Origin of the sequence: Streptomyces sp. NPDC051104 (assembly GCF_040682835.1) — a bacterium.
Taxonomy (GTDB): Bacteria; Actinomycetota; Actinomycetes; order Streptomycetales; family Streptomycetaceae; genus Streptomyces; species Streptomyces cynarae.
Map to the genome: position 1 here is coordinate 100,499 of NZ_JBFBBS010000004.1, position 14,739 is coordinate 115,237.

Here is a 14,739-nt window from a genome sequence, read left to right on the forward strand (position 1 = left end):
CTGACCGTGCCCCTACCGTTCCCTGACCGCCGCTGACCGCAGACGCCGGCCCTCGTCGAAGGCCTTCTCGTACGCCTCGGGGGACAGCTTCGCCCGGGTGCCCCGGTGGATGCCCACGACCTCGGGGTCGCCCAGCAGCGGGGCGCCCCGCAGGGCCGTGGCCGCACCGAGGAGGACGGCCGCACGTTCGGGCGACTCCGCGATCGACGCCAACGCCTCGGCGGTCTCCGCGAGTTCGAGCACACCCGGCTGCTCGGCGGCGAGATCGGCGGCCTGCGCCAGCCAGGCGCGGGCCTGCTCCGGATGTCCCTCGGCGGCGGCCGTGCGGCCGAGCCCGATGAGGATGCGGACGGTTTCACCGGCACTGAACCAGCTGGCCGCGCAAGCCTCCAGGGCCCTCTCGTACCGCACGCGCGCGTGCGCCGTGTCACCGGACCTCCGGGCCAGGTCACCCAGGCCGCGCCGGGCGCCGGCCACCTTGTCGGGGGCGCCGGCGGAGTGCGCGAGGGCGGCCGACCGCTCGAAGTGGGCGGCCGCCTCCTCGAAGTCGCCGCCGTGCAGCAGCACGGTCGCCCGGGAACGCAGCAGGTCCGCGGTCTCCTCCGGGGCCTGAAGCTCCCGGGCGTGCGCCAGGCCCTCGTCGAGCAGCTCCAGGGCCCGCTCGTACTCGCCGCGCCAGTCGGCGAAGGTTCCCAGCGGATCGAGGCAGTTGGCCATGCCCCTCGGTCGCCGGTCGCACGGAAACCGGTCAGGGCGCGGGTGAAGGCGGCCTCCGAGGCGGCGGCACCACCCGAGAACAGCGCCTGGTAGGCGAGGCCGAGGTCCAGCACCGCGCGGCCCAGGGGTCGTCACCGACCTGGACGGCCCGGACTTCCGTGTCGGCGGACAGCAGCGGGCCCCCGGCCAGCGCCCACAGGACCATCGTGGACGGCCGCCGCAGCGGTTCGTCGAGAGTGCGCATGACCGTGGAGACCCGCGCGATGCGCTCGGGTTCGGCCGGGTCGTCGCCGCGTCCGGTGATCGTGTTCATCACGCACAGGGCGTACTCCTCGGCCAGTTGCCCGGGTGGTTCGTCACCGACGGCCGCCAGCAGTGCCCGGGCGACGGGGACCTGCTCGCCGTGCGGCCCGCGCAGCCGGCGGAACCAGGACAGGTCGGCCATCAGGCGCAGGGCGTCCCCGGGAGCGGTGGACACGAGGTGGCGCAGCGCCGCCTCCAGGTTGCCGTGCTCGGCGGTGAGCAGGGCCAGCCAGGGCAGCTGTTCCCCGCTGCGGAGGTACGGCTCCGCCTGCTCGGCCAGCCGCAGGTAGTACGCGGCGTGCGCGTCCCTGAGCCGCTCCCGCTCTCCCGCCCGGTCGAGATGCTCGGCGGTGAACGCGCGGATGGTCTCCAGCATCCGGTAGCGCCCCTCGGCCACCTCCAGGAACGACTTCTCGGCGAGCGACGCCATGAGGTCCTCCGGAAACGGCACGTCGCACACCGCCTCCACCGCCTCCAGGGTCGCGCCACCGCAGAACACGGACAGCCGCCGGGCCAGCTCGCGCTCCTCGTCGTCCAGCAGGTCCCAGCTCCACTCCACGACCGCGCGCAGGGTCCGGTGCCGGGGCGCCTTGGTGCGGTCGCCCCGGGACAGCAGCCGGAACCGGTCGTCCAGGCGGTCGGCCAGCTCGTCCGGGGTCAGGGTGCGCAGCCGGGCCGCGGCCAGCTCGATGGCCAGCGGCAGCCCGTCGAGCGCGGCACAGACGTCCGCCACGCGCGCGTGCCCCTCGAAACCGGGCCGCACCGCCCGGGCCCGGTCCAGGAACAGCCGCTCGGCGTGCTCCGGCGGCAGCGGCGGCACCGGGCACAGCACCTCGCCGGTGATGCCCAGCGCCTCGCGCCCGGTCGCCAGGACGCGCACGCCGGGGCAGGCGGCGAGGACGAGCGCGGCGAGGTGTGCGGCGTCCTCGACGAGGTGCTCGCAGTTGTCGAGCACCAGCAGCAACTCACGGTCCTCCAGGGCGGCCAGCAGCCGTTCCATGGCGTCCACGGCCGGCCCGCGGAAGCCGTCGCGCACACCGAGCGCGGTGAGGACGGCGTACGGGACGGCGGAGCCGTCGGTGAGCGGGGCCAGCTCGACGAAGTGGACGTCGGGGCGCCTGCGGACCGCCTCCGTGGCCAGCCGTGTCTTGCCGGCACCGCCCGGGCCGGTCAGCGTGACCAGGCGGGTGCCGGGCGCGGTGAGGAGATCGTGGATGCGGGCCAGTTCCGGGGCGCGGCCGACGAAGCCGGTCAGCTGGGTCGGCACGCGCGCGGCCCGGGAGGGACCCGTACCGCGCAGCAGCTCCTGGTGGAGGGCGGACAGGCCGGGCGAGGGGTCGGCGCCGAGTTCGTCGGCGAGCGTGCGGCGCGCCTGCTCGTAGACCGTGAGCGCCTCGGCCGGCCGCCCGGCCGCGTGCAGGGCCCGCATCAGTAACTCGTACAGACGTTCGCTCAGTGGGTGTGCGGCGAGCAGTGCGCGCAGTTCGGGTACGAGGTCGGAGCCGGCTCCGATGGCGAGGTCCGCCTCGGCGCGCTCCTGCAGGGCGCCCAGCCGCAGCTCCTCGAGCCGGGTGCGCTCGGCCGGTGCGCCGGGGAGGTCGGCGAGCGCGGGGCCGCGCCACAGGGCGAGCGCCTCCCGCAGCACGGCGGCCGCCGCGCGGTGGTCCCCGCCGGCGAGGGCCGTGGAGCCTTCGCGGACGAGCCGTTCGAAACGGTGCGCGTCGACCGTGTCGGGAGAGACGGCGAGGCGGTAGCCGGTGGGGGCCGCCTCGATCTCCGCGTGCGGGCCCAGCCGCCTGCGCAGTCGGGAGATCTGCGACTGGAGGGCGTTGGCGGCTCCCACGGGCGGCTCGTCGCCGTACAGGCCGTCGGTGAGGCGCTCGTGGGGCACCGTCCGCCCGGCGTCGAGGAGGAGCAGGGTGAGAAGCGCCCGGGGGCGGGGGCCGCCGGCGTCGAGCGGGGTCCCGTCCTCGGTGCGGACGTCGAGGGGGCCGAGGATGCCGAAGCGCATGCGGCGGATTCTGGCAGGCCACGCCCGCGCGGGCACAGCAAGAAGCCGGCCCACCGAGGTGGACCGGCTCAGTGCAGCGAACCAGCGGTGGCCGCGCGCTTAACTGGACGTCAGCGCGAGACCTTGCCGGCCTTGATGCACGAGGTGCAAGCGTTCACGCGCTTCGGCGTCCCGCCCACCACGGTACGCACACGCTGGATGTTCGGGTTCCAGCGACGGGACGTACGGCGGTGCGAGTGCGAGATGTTGTTGCCGAAGCCCGGCCCCTTGCCACAGACGTCGCAGTTGGCAGCCACGGGTCACTCCAAAGACTTCAGATGCACTTACGGTTATGGTCCCGGCATGCCGGGATCGAGATCGCAAGATCTGAGTGGCGCTGCCAGGGAAAACACCCGATCTGGATCGGGCAACCGGAGCAGCATACATCGGCTGCGCCCGTAGAACGAAACTACCACGGTCCCGCCGCACCTCCTCGCGGCCCCGCGGGCGGCCCGACCGCCGGCGGCCCCCGGCCCTCTTCCGGCCCGGACCCCTTGTGGGTCTACGCTGCCTCCCACGTCCAGCAGCTGAAGGAGGCGCAGGTGGCGCAGGTGCCGCAGCCCTTGGATGCTCTCGCGGTGCGCACCTGGTGCTCTCTCGCCCTTCAGGCGCTGGGGCGGGTGCGCGAGGAGATCGACGCGATCAACGTCTATCCCGTGGCCGACGGCGACACCGGCACGAACCTGTATCTGACCGTGGAGTCGGCCGCGGCGGCCGTCGAGGCGGTCTTCGCCGGCTACGAGACGGGCGCCGCCGGCGGTGCGGGGCGGCCGGCGCTCGCCGACGCCGTACGGGCCATGGCGCACGGCGCGCTCATCGGGGCCCGCGGCAACTCCGGGACGATCCTGGCGCAGTTGCTGCGCGGCATGGCGCAGGTACTCGCCGCCGACGGCGAGACGGCCGACGCCGACGCGCAGGGGCTGCGGCTCGCCCTGAGGCAGGCCGCCGACTCCGCGCGCCAGGCCGTCGCGCACCCCGTGGAGGGCACCGTGCTGAGCGTCGCCTCGGCCGCCGCGGACGCGGTCACCGGCGCCGAGGGCGACTGCGGCAGCGTGGCACGGGCGGCGTACGAGGGAGCGCGGGCGGCCCTGGCGGCGACACCCGGGCAGCTGGCGGTCCTGGAGCGCGCCGGAGTCGTCGACGCGGGCGGCCGGGGGCTGGTGGCGGTGCTCGCGGCCCTGGTGGAGACGCTGACCGGCGAGGCGCCCCGGGTGGCCGTGGAGGCGTCGGCCGCCGCTTTCGGCGGCCACGCGCGCGTGCCGGACCCCAGGACCGCCGTGCCCCGCCCGGGGTCCGGGGACTGCTCCGCCGACGGGGGCGGGCCCGCGTACGAGGTGATCTACCTCCTGGAGGCCGACGACGCGGCCGTGGCGCGGCTGCGGGAGCGGCTCGACGCGCTCGGGGACTCGCTCGTCGTGGTCGGCGGGGACGGGCTGTGGAACGTCCATGTGCACGCCGACGACGCGGGCGCCGCCGTGGAGGCGGGCATCGAGGCCGGGCGGCCGCACCGGATCCGGATCACCCACTTCGGCGCCGATGACGCGCACACCGCGGGCGCCGGGCGACCGCCGCGCGAGCGGGTGCAGCGGGCGGTGGTGGCCGTGGTGCCGGGCGAGGGCCTGGCCGGGCTCTACCAGGAGGCCGGGGCGACCACCGTGCTCGCCCGCCCGGGGGAGCCCCCGGCGAGCGGGGAGCTGGTGGAGGCGGTACGGCGGGCGCACGCGCACGAGGTGGTGCTGCTGCCCAACGACGCCGACCTGCGCCACACCGCGGCCGCCGCGGCCGAGCAGGTCCGCACCGAGGGCGTCCGCGTGGCGCTGATCCCGACCCGGTCCGCGGTGCAGGGCATCGCGGCGCTGGCCGTGCACGAGCCGGAGCGGCGCTTCGACGAGGACGTCGTGGCGATGACGTCGGCGGCCGGGGCGACCCGGTACGCCGAGGTGACCGTGGCGGCGGAGCGGTCCTGGACGATGGCCGGCATCTGCCAGGCCGGGGACGTCCTCGGCCTGATCGACGGCGATGTCGCGGTCATCGGCTCCGAGGTCACGGCGACGGCCGAGACGGTCCTCACCCGCATGCTCGCGGCGGGCGGCGAGATGGTCACCCTGGTCCTCGCCGACGAGGCCCCGGAAGCCGTCGCGGAGCACTTGGAGGCGCGGGTGCGCGAGTCGTACCTGGCGGTGGACACGGTGGTGTACCGGGGCGGCCGTCAGGGGCCGCTGCTGCTGATCGGCGTGGAGTGATCCGCAGCGCCGCCGGGCGCCCCTCCCCGAGGAGGCGGGCGCCCGGCGGCGACCGTCACCCGTCCTGCCGGGTGGCCAGCAGTTCCAGCAGGCGTTCCGCCTCCGCCCGCCGGGCCTCGGCCGTCTCCGCGTCGGCGCCCGTCTCCTCGTAGGCCGTCCGCACCGCACGCGCGCGTGCCGACGCCTCGTCCGGACGCCCGAGGTCGGCCTCGAGCCAACCCGCGGCCAGTTCCGCGGCCGTGCGGGGACCGAGGGCGCCCGCGCCGAGGGACGCGAAGGCGGCGATCGCCTCCGTGAGGTGCGTCAGCGCCTCCTCGAACGCCGCGTGTGTCGCTTCCTCGTCCGTGCCGTCATCGACCGACCGGGCGACCAGCTCGCCGAACTGGCGGTGGGTGTGGCCGAGTTCGGTGATCAGCCGGGCGCGCTCGTCGTCGTCCGCCGTGGCGTCCGCCGCCGCTGCGCACTCCCGCGCCGCCTCGGCCATCAGCTCCCGACCCGCGTCCAGGCCCGCCTCCCCGCCCGCCGCGAGCCACGCCCGGGCGCGCAGCGCGCGTACCAGACCCGGCGTGTTGCCCAGTTCGCGCCACAGGTCACCGGCGCGCGCGTACGCCCGGTCCGCCTCCGTCGGCAGGTCCGCGCGGCCCAGCGCGTCGGCGGCCAGGTGCGCCAGCATGGCGTGGTCCCGCTGGTCCGGCCAGTGCCGGGCGATCTCCGCGGCCCGCAGCCGGCGCTCGGCCGCCTCCCGGTGCTCGCCGAGCTGCGTGTGGCAGTCGCCGAGCCACCACTGGGTCTGCACGATCGCCCCGTCGCCGTGCGTCTCGGCGGTCAGGTCGGGCAGCGCCGACTCCAGCACCTCCGCCGCCTCCGCGAACCGCCCCTGCCGCAGCAGGATCCCGCCCAGCTGGTGCCGTGCCCAGGCGCCCAGCCTGGGGCCCTCGCCCGCCTCGTCGGCCCAGTGCGCCGCCTCCAGGGCGTGCCCGGCGGCCTCCGGGAACCGCCCCGACGCCGCCAGCACCTCCGCCACCTGAAGGTGCAGCTGCGCCTGCCCGACCGGCTCCAGGTGCCCCTGGCCGTGCTCCAGCGCCGCACGGGCCGCCCGCTCGGCCGACTCCGCGTCGCCGAGCTGCCGGGCGATGCCGGCCAGCCGCGCCTCGTGCTCCACCGCGAACCACGGCAGGCCCGCCGCCACGTACTCCTCGGCCGCCCGCGCCAGCAGCTCCGCCCCTGCTCGCGGGTCCCCGGCGTGCAGCGCCAGTTCCCCGAGCACGGCCTTGGCCTCGGCGGCCCGATACGCCAGGTGCCGATCGGCGGTGTGCGGCCCGGCGAACGCCAGCAGCTCCCGGGCGGCCTCCTGGGCGGCCCCGGCGTCGCCGCCGTCCTCGTGCAGCCGGTTCATCAGGACGCGGGCCCGCCCGACGAGCACGGACGCCGTCTGCCGCACCCCCGTCCCGCCCGCCTCGAACAGCGCGAGCGCCTCCTCGCGCAGCGCGGTGACCGTCTCCAGCGCCTCGTCCGGCCGGCCCGTCAGGGAGCGGACGAAGGCCGCACGCGCGCGTGCCGCCAGCGCCTCACCGGGGTCGTCGGCGGCCAGGTACAACTCGGCCGCACGCTCGAACAGTTCGACACCTTCCGGGCCCCGGCTCATCGCCTCGTGGTCGACGAGGTCCGCCTGGTCGCGGGGTTCCAGCTCCCGGCCCTGAGCGGCACGCGCCACCGCCGCCCAGGCGTCCATGGCGGCCGGGTCCAGGGCGTCCGCGAGCCGCCGCGCCTCGCCGAGGAGGTCCGTGAGGTCCCGCTCCTCGGCCCGCGGGGCGGGCGGGGGCGGCGCCACCGGTGCCGGGCGCGTGGCGCGCACGCCGAGCGGCAGCCGGTCCACCAGCGGGCGGCGGTCCATGCGCTCGCGGGCGCGCTCGCCGACGTACGGCGTGCCGTTGCGCGCGTCGAAGCGGGCGGCCAGCGCCAGCGCCTCCCCGCGCGCGTGGACGGCGAGTTCCCGGGCGCTCCACTCCCGGCCGGCCGGGCCCGGCACCACCTGGTCGCCGAGCCCGCGCTCGACCAGCCGGTCCATCAGCAGCGCCACCACGGCGAGGAAGTTCAGCTTGCTGCGTGGCTCCCCGGAGTCCGTGAAGTACGCCGGCCGCTCGGCCAGCAGTTCGAGGCCGCGCGCCTCGTTGCCGGTCAGCGCGCAGAACTCCACATGGTCCGCGTACGAGGAGCGCATGCTCTCCATGGCCCGCACCAGCCGCAGCCCGCGCAGGTGGTGCGCCCGCGCCTCGTCCAGGCGGCCCAGCCGCAGCAGCGGCAGCAGGGAGGAGGCCAGGACGGCGTGCGGCTCGTGCGCACAGACGTGCTCGCCCTCCAGGACCGGCCGCCACAACTGAAGCGCCCGCTCGTCCTCGCCCTTGCGGGACTGCCACCAGCCCTGGTCGTGCAGCTCGCACGCGTGGCAGTCGGCCATCGCGTCCCGGTCGGCGGCCAGCCACGCCGCGTACGCCCGCTCGGCCCGCGCCAGGTCCCCGACGTGCGCGGCGATGTTGAACTCGGCACCGCGCACGGCCCGTTCGGAGTACCCGGCCAGCCGGTAGCGGTGCTCCATCTCGCCGAGCCACTTCTCGATGGAGGCGAGCGGGATGTGCGGCTGGCCGAGCATGCCCGCCGACATCCACTTGAAGACCCAGTGCAGCGAATGGGACTCGTACTCGTCGAAGTCCTCCGGGCGCTCGTCCCACATGCGCAGCAGCCGCGCGAACGGGACGAACATCTTGTCTTTCTCAGAGCTGTAGTTGTAGACCTTCAGCTGGTGTCCGAGCGCCTCGATCACGGCCAGCGGGATGCCCAGCTTCTCGGCCTCCTCCAGCAGCTGCTCCGCGCGCGCGTTGCGCGCCGGGCCCTCCGGCTGCTCGTAGTTGTCCGCCATCGCCTGGCGCAGCGCGTCGAAGTCCATGACCTGGCTCATCGGAAGCCGTCCTTGGGCGAGTCGGTGTGGGTGGCCCATTCAAGAAGGCCGATGAATGCACGGTTCAGCAGCGCGGAGTCCGCGGGCCTGAGCGGACGCTGGGCCATCAGCAGGGCCTGCCCGTACAGCGACTCCGTGGCCGTGCCGATCAGCTCCGGGTCCCTCAGGGAACTGATCCTGCGGACCAGCGGGTTGAGGTGGTTGAGCACCAGACGCGCGCGTGGAGCACTGCCTCGCAGCGAGCCCAGGATGCCCGCCCACAGCTCGTCGGCCTGCCCCTCGGCCTCCGCGCGTGCCTGCTCGTGGCGCGCCTCACGGTCGTCCAGGTGCAGCGCCGGCACCGACAGCGGATGGAACGCGCGCAGCACGACGTCGCAGCCCAGCGCGTCGAGCCTGGCGCGCGCCGCCGCCAGGAAGGCGGACAGTGCCAGCTCCTCGGCCGGGTCGACCGCGTCCAGGTGCGCGGTCACCGTGTCCGCGTCCAGTTCGGCGACCGCCGTGCCCGGGCGCACCGACGGCAGTGCCTCGATCAGCTCGCTGTCGTACGTGTAGCCGCCGTTGACCACCCCGACGCCCTGCGCGGACGCGATCGCCGCCACCTGGCGGTACTCCTCCACCGTCCGGGTGAAGTGGACGACCGGGTGCCGCTGCGCGAACTCCTCCAGGGACAGCCGCCCGTCGGTCGTCTCGAAGGGCAGCCACGGCAGCATCGTGCGCAGCATCTCCTTGTCGTGCCGCGCCAGCGACTTCACGCCCAGGTAGTGCACCGACAGGAAGGCGGCGAGGCGCTCGGGGTCACCGGCGGCGAGAGAGGTCAACCAGGACCGGATGCGCTCCCCGAGGGCGTCGCGCACGGCCGCGAGGGTCTCGTCCTCGTACAGCGACTCCCGCGACGCCGTGGGCCGCAGACTGTCCGTGTCGAGCAGACAGCGCACGAAGAACGCCCAGTCCGGCAACAGCTGTTCGGCCCGCTCCGTCAGCAGCATGCCCTTCAGGTGCACCCGGTGACCCGCCCGCTGCGCCGGGCTCACCGCGGTCGGCAGCACGTACGCCACACCCCGGATGCCCGCGAGCGGCACATCCAGGTCGATGGAGTCCAGCGGGGTGAACCCGAACAGGTCGTGACAGTGGCGCGCCAGGGCCACCCTGCGGGCCGCGGGGGAGGGGTGGGCGCGGTCCCAGGGCGCCGGCAGATCCGTCACCGGCTCGTCGCCGACCCGGACGTCGTACGGCAGCAGCGACCCGAAGTCCCGTGCCAGGGACCGCACCCGGTCCGCGGAGAGCCAGTCGCCGGCACCCGGACGCGCCACCAGGTGCACGGTGGTGCCGGGTTCGGGCCGGGCGTCCGGCGGCAGTGTGCGCACGACGTACGAACCGTCGTCGGCGGCCGTCCACTCCACGGGCGGTGCGTCCGGCGTACGGGCGCTGCGGCTGACGACCCGTATGCGCTCGGCCACGACGAAACACGCCAGCAGTCCGATGCCGAACTGCCCGAGGAAGTCGGAGCGCGCCTCCTGGAGCCCGGTGGCCGAGTCGGCCCGCTTGGAGCTGCGCCCGATGGTGGCGAGGAGGTTGTGCACATCGGACTCGGTGAGCCCGATGCCCGAGTCCTCCACGCGCAGCGCGCCGCCGTCCGCGTACAGACGGACCGTGGCGGGCGCGTCGGGCTGCTCGGCGCGGCGGGCGGTGATCGCGTCCACCGCGTTCTGCAGCAGCTCGCGCAGATAGACCTTGGGGCTGGAGTAGAGGTGATGGGAGAGCAGGTCCACCAGACCACGCAGGTCGACCTGGAAGGTATGGGCCGAGGTGGGTGACTGTGAGGCCTGTGAGGACTGTGAGGTCTGGGAATCCATCGTCACGGCGCCGCGGGTGGGGGACGTTCGACGGCGCGGGGTCGGGCGGTCCCGGTGGGGCGGTGACCGCGGAGCGAGCCGGGGGTGCGCCATCCTAGGCCCGGAACCACCCCGCTGACCAGCGGTTTTGCAAGACGTATACGGCATTGTCAGTGCCGTGGTGTGCAATGGATCTCGTGCCCGCACTGCAAGAACCGCTGAAACAACCACTGAAGTCAGTGCTCGGCCCCGCCACCGCGAAGGTGATGGCCGAGCACCTCGGCCTGCACACCGTCGGCGACCTGCTCCACCACTACCCGCGCAGATATGAGGAGCGCGGACAGCTCACCCACCTCGCCGACCTCCCCATGGACGAGCACGTCACGGTGGTCGCCCAGGTCGCCGACGCCCGCCTGCACACGTTCGCCTCGGCCAAGGCCCCCCGCGGCAAGGGCCAGCGCCTGGAGGTGACCATCACCGACGGCAGCGGCCGCCTCCAACTCGTCTTCTTCGGCAACGGCGTGCACAAGCCCCACAAGGAACTCCTGCCGGGCACCCGCGCGCTGTTCGCGGGCAAGGTCTCGGTCTTCAACCGCAGGCTCCAACTCGCCCACCCGGCCTACGAACTGCTGCGCGGCGACGACGTGGCCGAAGCGGTGGACAGCTGGGCGGGCGCCCTGATCCCGCTGTACCCGGCCACGGCCAAGCTGGAGTCCTGGAAGATCGCCAAGGCGGTACAGACGGTGCTGCCCAGCGCCCAGGAGGCGATCGACCCGCTGCCGGAGTCGCTCCGCGCGGGCCGCGGCCTGATCTCCCTCCCCGAGGCCCTGCTGAAGATCCACCGCCCGCACACGAAGGCGGACATCGCCGACGCCCGCTCCCGCCTGAAGTGGGACGAGGCGTTCGTCCTCCAGGTGGCCCTGGCCCGCCGCCGCCACGCGGACACCCAACTCCCGGCGGTGGCCCGCAGACCGAAGCCGGACGGCCTCCTCGCGGCCTTCGACGACCGCCTGCCCTTCACCCTGACGGACGGCCAGCGGAAGGTCTCGAAGGAGATCTTCGACGACCTGGCAACCGAGCACCCGATGCACCGACTGCTCCAGGGGGAAGTGGGTTCGGGCAAGACCATGGTGGCCCTGCGGGCCATGCTCGCCGTCGTCGACGCGGGTGGGCAGGCCGCCATGCTCGCGCCCACGGAAGTGCTCGCCCAGCAGCACCACCGGTCGATCGTCGAGATGATGGGCGAGCTGGCCGAGTCAGGGATGCTCGGCGGGGCCGAACTGGCCACCAAGGTGGTGCTGCTCACCGGGTCCATGGGGGCGGCCGCGCGACGGCAGGCGCTGCTCGATCTCGCCACCGGTGAGGCCGGGATCGTGATCGGCACCCATGCCCTGATCGAGGACAAGGTGCAGTTCCACGACCTCGGGCTGGTGGTGGTGGACGAGCAGCACCGGTTCGGGGTGGAGCAGCGCGACGCACTGCGCGGCAAGGGCAAGCAGCCACCGCACCTGCTGGTGATGACCGCCACGCCGATTCCCCGGACCGTCGCCATGACCGTCTTCGGCGACCTGGAGACCTCCGTCCTCGACCAGCTTCCGGCCGGGCGGTCGCCGATCGCCAGCCATGTGGTGCCCGCCGCGGACAAGCCCCACTTCCTGGCGCGCGCCTGGGAGCGGGTCCGGGAAGAGGTCGCGGGCGGGCATCAGGCGTACGTGGTGTGCCCGCGGATCGGCGACGAGGAGGAAGACCCCAGGAAGGCGCGGAAGTCGCCCGAGGACGAGGCGGAGAAGCGCCCGCCGCTCGCGGTGCTCGACGTGGCCGGCCAGCTCGCCGAGGGACCGCTGAAGGGCCTTCGGGTCGAGGTGCTGCACGGCAGGATGCAGCCCGACGACAAGGACGCGGTGATGCGCCGGTTCGCCGCCGGCGAGACCGACGTCCTGGTCGCGACGACGGTCATCGAGGTCGGCGTCAACGTCCCGAACGCCACCGTGATGGTGATCATGGACGCCGACCGCTTCGGGGTCTCGCAGCTCCACCAGCTGCGCGGCCGGGTCGGGCGGGGCTCGGCGCCCGGGCTGTGCCTCCTGGTCTCCGAGATGCCGGAGGCGAGCGCGGCCCGCCAGCGGCTGACCGCGGTCGCGTCCACGCTCGACGGCTTCGAACTCTCCCGGCTCGACCTCGAGCAGCGCCGCGAGGGCGACGTCCTCGGCCAGGCCCAGTCCGGCGCCCGCACCTCGCTGCGCATGCTCGCCGTCATCGAGGACGAGGAGATCATCACCCAGGCCCGCGAGGAGGCCGCGGCGGTGGTGGCGGCCGACCCGGACCTGGAACACCTGCCCGGGCTGCGCACGGCACTTCAGGCCCTGCTGGACGACGAGAGGGAGCAGTACCTGGAGAAGGGGTGACCGTTCCTAGTGCCGCGGCAGGCAACGTTTGCCCGTCAAGGAGCGGTGTCCGGTGCGTGCTCTGGGGGTACCCTCTGCTCGAAGAGCTTGGGGGAGTGCCGGCCGGAAGTCCTCGTACTGGATGTACTTGGGCTTCCGGCCGGTGCGGCGAGTGGGGGTCCCCCCTGCTCGAAGAGCTTGGGGGTGGGGGTCCCCCCTGCTCGAGCGAAGCCGAGAGCTTGGGGGAGTGCCGGGCGTCGCGACGGGGCGAACGTTGCCTGTTGCGGCACTAGCATCGCGGCCATGACGTCCTCGCCCGCCGAGAGCATCCGGCCCTTCCGTCTCGCGATCCCCCAGAGCGACCTCGACGATCTCCATGACCGGCTCGACCGCACCCGCTGGCCCGACGAGCTGCCCGGCGTGGGGTGGGCGTACGGGGTGCCCCGCGACTATCTGAAGGAGCTCGTACGGTACTGGCGCCACGACTACGACTGGCGGGCCGCCGAGGCGCGGCTCAACGCTTGGCCGCAGTTCACGACGGAGATCGACGGCGCACACGTCCACTTCGCCCATGTGCGCTCCCCCGAACGGGACGCCACCCCGCTGATCATCACGCACGGCTGGCCGGGGTCGATCGTGGAGTTCCTCGACGTGGTCGGGCCGCTCACCGACCCGGCCGCCCACGGGGGTGATCCCGCCGACGCGTTCCATGTGGTGGTGCCGAGCATTCCGGGGTTCGGTCTGTCCGGGCCGACCCGGGACACCGGATGGGAGGCGGGCCGGGTCGCCGACGCGTGGGTGGAACTGATGGACCGGCTCGGCTACCCGCGCTTCGGCGCCCAGGGCGGCGACTGGGGCGCCAGCATCTCCCGCGAGCTGGGCCGCGCCCACCCGGAGCGGGTGATCGGCATCCACCTGAACCTGCTGCCCGGCGCCCAGCAGCTGACCGAACCGACCACCGAGGAGCTGGCCGCGCTCAGCCCCGAGGAGCGGGAGCGCACGTTCACCTCCTGGCAGCGCTGGTCCGAGTGGCAGCGCGAGGGCGCGGGCTACGCGATGCTGCACGCCACCCGGCCGCAGACGTCGGCGTACGCGCTCACCGACTCGCCCGTCGGCCAACTCGCCTGGATCGTGGAGAAGTTCCGCGAGTGGACGGACTCCGAGGAGCTGCCCGAGGAGGCCGTCGACCGGGACCAGTTGCTGACCAACGTGATGCTGTACTGGCTGACCGGGACCGCCGGTTCGTCGTCCCGGATCTACTACGAGCGGGCGCACACCACGGGCCGGGCCGCCGCGCCGGCCGAACCGTCGACCGCGCCGACCGCACTGGCTGTCTTCCCCGCCGAGATCCAGATCCCGTTGCGGCACAGGGCGGAGCGGACGGAGAACATCGTGCGCTGGACGGAGTTCGACCGGGGCGGGCACTTCGCGGCCATGGAGGAGCCGGACCTGCTGGTGGAGGACGTACGGGGGTTCTTCCGGCAGCTGCGCGAGAAGGGCTGAGCGGTGACCTCTGCCCGTGGCGAATCTGCGGCGGGCAGAGAAACCGCATCCGGGGATCTCCCGAGGTCAAGAGTGGAGTCGACGGCATCCATACCACCGACAAGGAGACCCGATGACTCCATTCACCACGTTCTCGCCGCGGGCGGAGGAGGGCGACACACCGCCCAGCCGCTTCGACGACCACCTCGCCGCGCAGCTGCTCGCCCAGCGGATCGTCTTCCTCGGCACTCAGGTCGACGAGGTGTCGGCCAACCGGGTGTGCGCACAGCTGCTCCTGCTGTCGGCGGAGGACCCGCGCACCGACATCAGCCTCTGCATCAACAGCCCCGGCGGATCGGTCACCGCTGGGCTGGCGATCTACGACACCATGCGGCTCATCCCGAACGACGTCTCGACGCTGGTGATGGGGTTCGCCGCGAGCATGGGGCAGTTCCTGCTCACCGTGGGGACGCGGGGCAAGCGGTTCGCGCTGCCGAACGCACGGATCATGATGCACCAGCCGTCGGCGGGCATCGGCGGCACCGCCGCGGACATCGAGATCCAGGCGGAGAACCTCCAGTTCACCAAGAAGGCCATCGAGCGGATCACCGCCGAGCACACCGGGCAGAGCGAGGAGACGATCGCTCGGGACGGCGACCGGGACCGCTGGTTCACGGCAGAGCAGGCCAGGGAGTACGGGATGGTGGACCGGGTGGTCGAGTCGCTCACCGACGTCCGCCCGGCCGCGTCGCGCCGGCGGATGGGACTGTGA

9 protein-coding genes are annotated in these 14,739 nt (G+C 74.0%); 4 read left to right on the forward strand and 5 right to left on the reverse strand.

What is annotated here, in order from left to right; translation table 11 throughout:
* Window positions 1-12 precede the first annotated feature (12 nt).
* The 3 genes from AB0N14_RS08630 to rpmB all read right to left on the reverse strand — a co-directional run bounded on the left by AB0N14_RS08630 (window position 13) and on the right by rpmB (window position 3,327).
* Window positions 13-717 (reverse strand): tetratricopeptide repeat protein, encoded by a 705-nt coding sequence (locus AB0N14_RS08630; protein ID WP_366024956.1) that lies wholly within the window; start codon window positions 715-717, stop codon window positions 13-15.
* 31 nt (window positions 718-748) lie between these two features.
* The gene (locus tag AB0N14_RS08635; RefSeq protein WP_366024957.1) at window positions 749-3,031 is read right to left on the reverse strand and encodes a BTAD domain-containing putative transcriptional regulator; all 2,283 of its coding nucleotides are present in this window, start codon (window positions 3,029-3,031) and stop codon (window positions 749-751) included.
* 110 nt (window positions 3,032-3,141) lie between these two features.
* Window positions 3,142-3,327, reverse strand: coding sequence for a 50S ribosomal protein L28 (gene rpmB / locus AB0N14_RS08640; RefSeq protein ID WP_003993230.1), 186 nt, complete (start codon window positions 3,325-3,327; stop codon window positions 3,142-3,144).
* A gap of 285 nt (window positions 3,328-3,612) precedes the next feature.
* On the opposite strand from rpmB, the gene AB0N14_RS08645 reads away from it, so the two are divergent.
* Entirely contained in the window at window positions 3,613-5,313 is a 1,701-nt protein-coding gene (locus AB0N14_RS08645; protein ID WP_366024958.1) for a DAK2 domain-containing protein, read from the forward strand.
* Window positions 5,314-5,368: 55 nt separating this feature from the next.
* Here AB0N14_RS08645 and AB0N14_RS08650 read toward each other — a convergent pair whose 3' ends face one another.
* Window positions 5,369-8,269, reverse strand: a complete 2,901-nt coding sequence (locus AB0N14_RS08650; RefSeq protein WP_366024959.1) for a tetratricopeptide repeat protein — start codon at window positions 8,267-8,269, stop codon at window positions 5,369-5,371.
* Complete coding sequence (locus AB0N14_RS08655; RefSeq protein ID WP_366025143.1) at window positions 8,266-10,122, reverse strand: HSP90 family protein; 1,857 nt, start codon at window positions 10,120-10,122, stop codon at window positions 8,266-8,268. Before AB0N14_RS08655 ends, AB0N14_RS08650 begins: the two co-directional genes overlap by 4 nt.
* Before the next feature lie 167 nt (window positions 10,123-10,289).
* Here AB0N14_RS08655 and recG point away from each other — a divergent pair, with 167 nt between their 5' ends.
* From recG to AB0N14_RS08670, 3 genes are all read left to right on the forward strand, one after another.
* Entirely contained in the window at window positions 10,290-12,506 is a 2,217-nt protein-coding gene (gene recG / locus AB0N14_RS08660; protein WP_366024960.1) for an ATP-dependent DNA helicase RecG, read from the forward strand.
* Window positions 12,507-12,788: 282 nt separating this feature from the next.
* Window positions 12,789-13,988, forward strand: a complete 1,200-nt coding sequence (locus AB0N14_RS08665) for an epoxide hydrolase family protein (protein ID WP_366024961.1) — start codon at window positions 12,789-12,791, stop codon at window positions 13,986-13,988.
* Between the two features lie 112 nt (window positions 13,989-14,100).
* Complete coding sequence (locus AB0N14_RS08670; protein ID WP_366024962.1) at window positions 14,101-14,739, forward strand: ATP-dependent Clp protease proteolytic subunit; 639 nt, start codon at window positions 14,101-14,103, stop codon at window positions 14,737-14,739.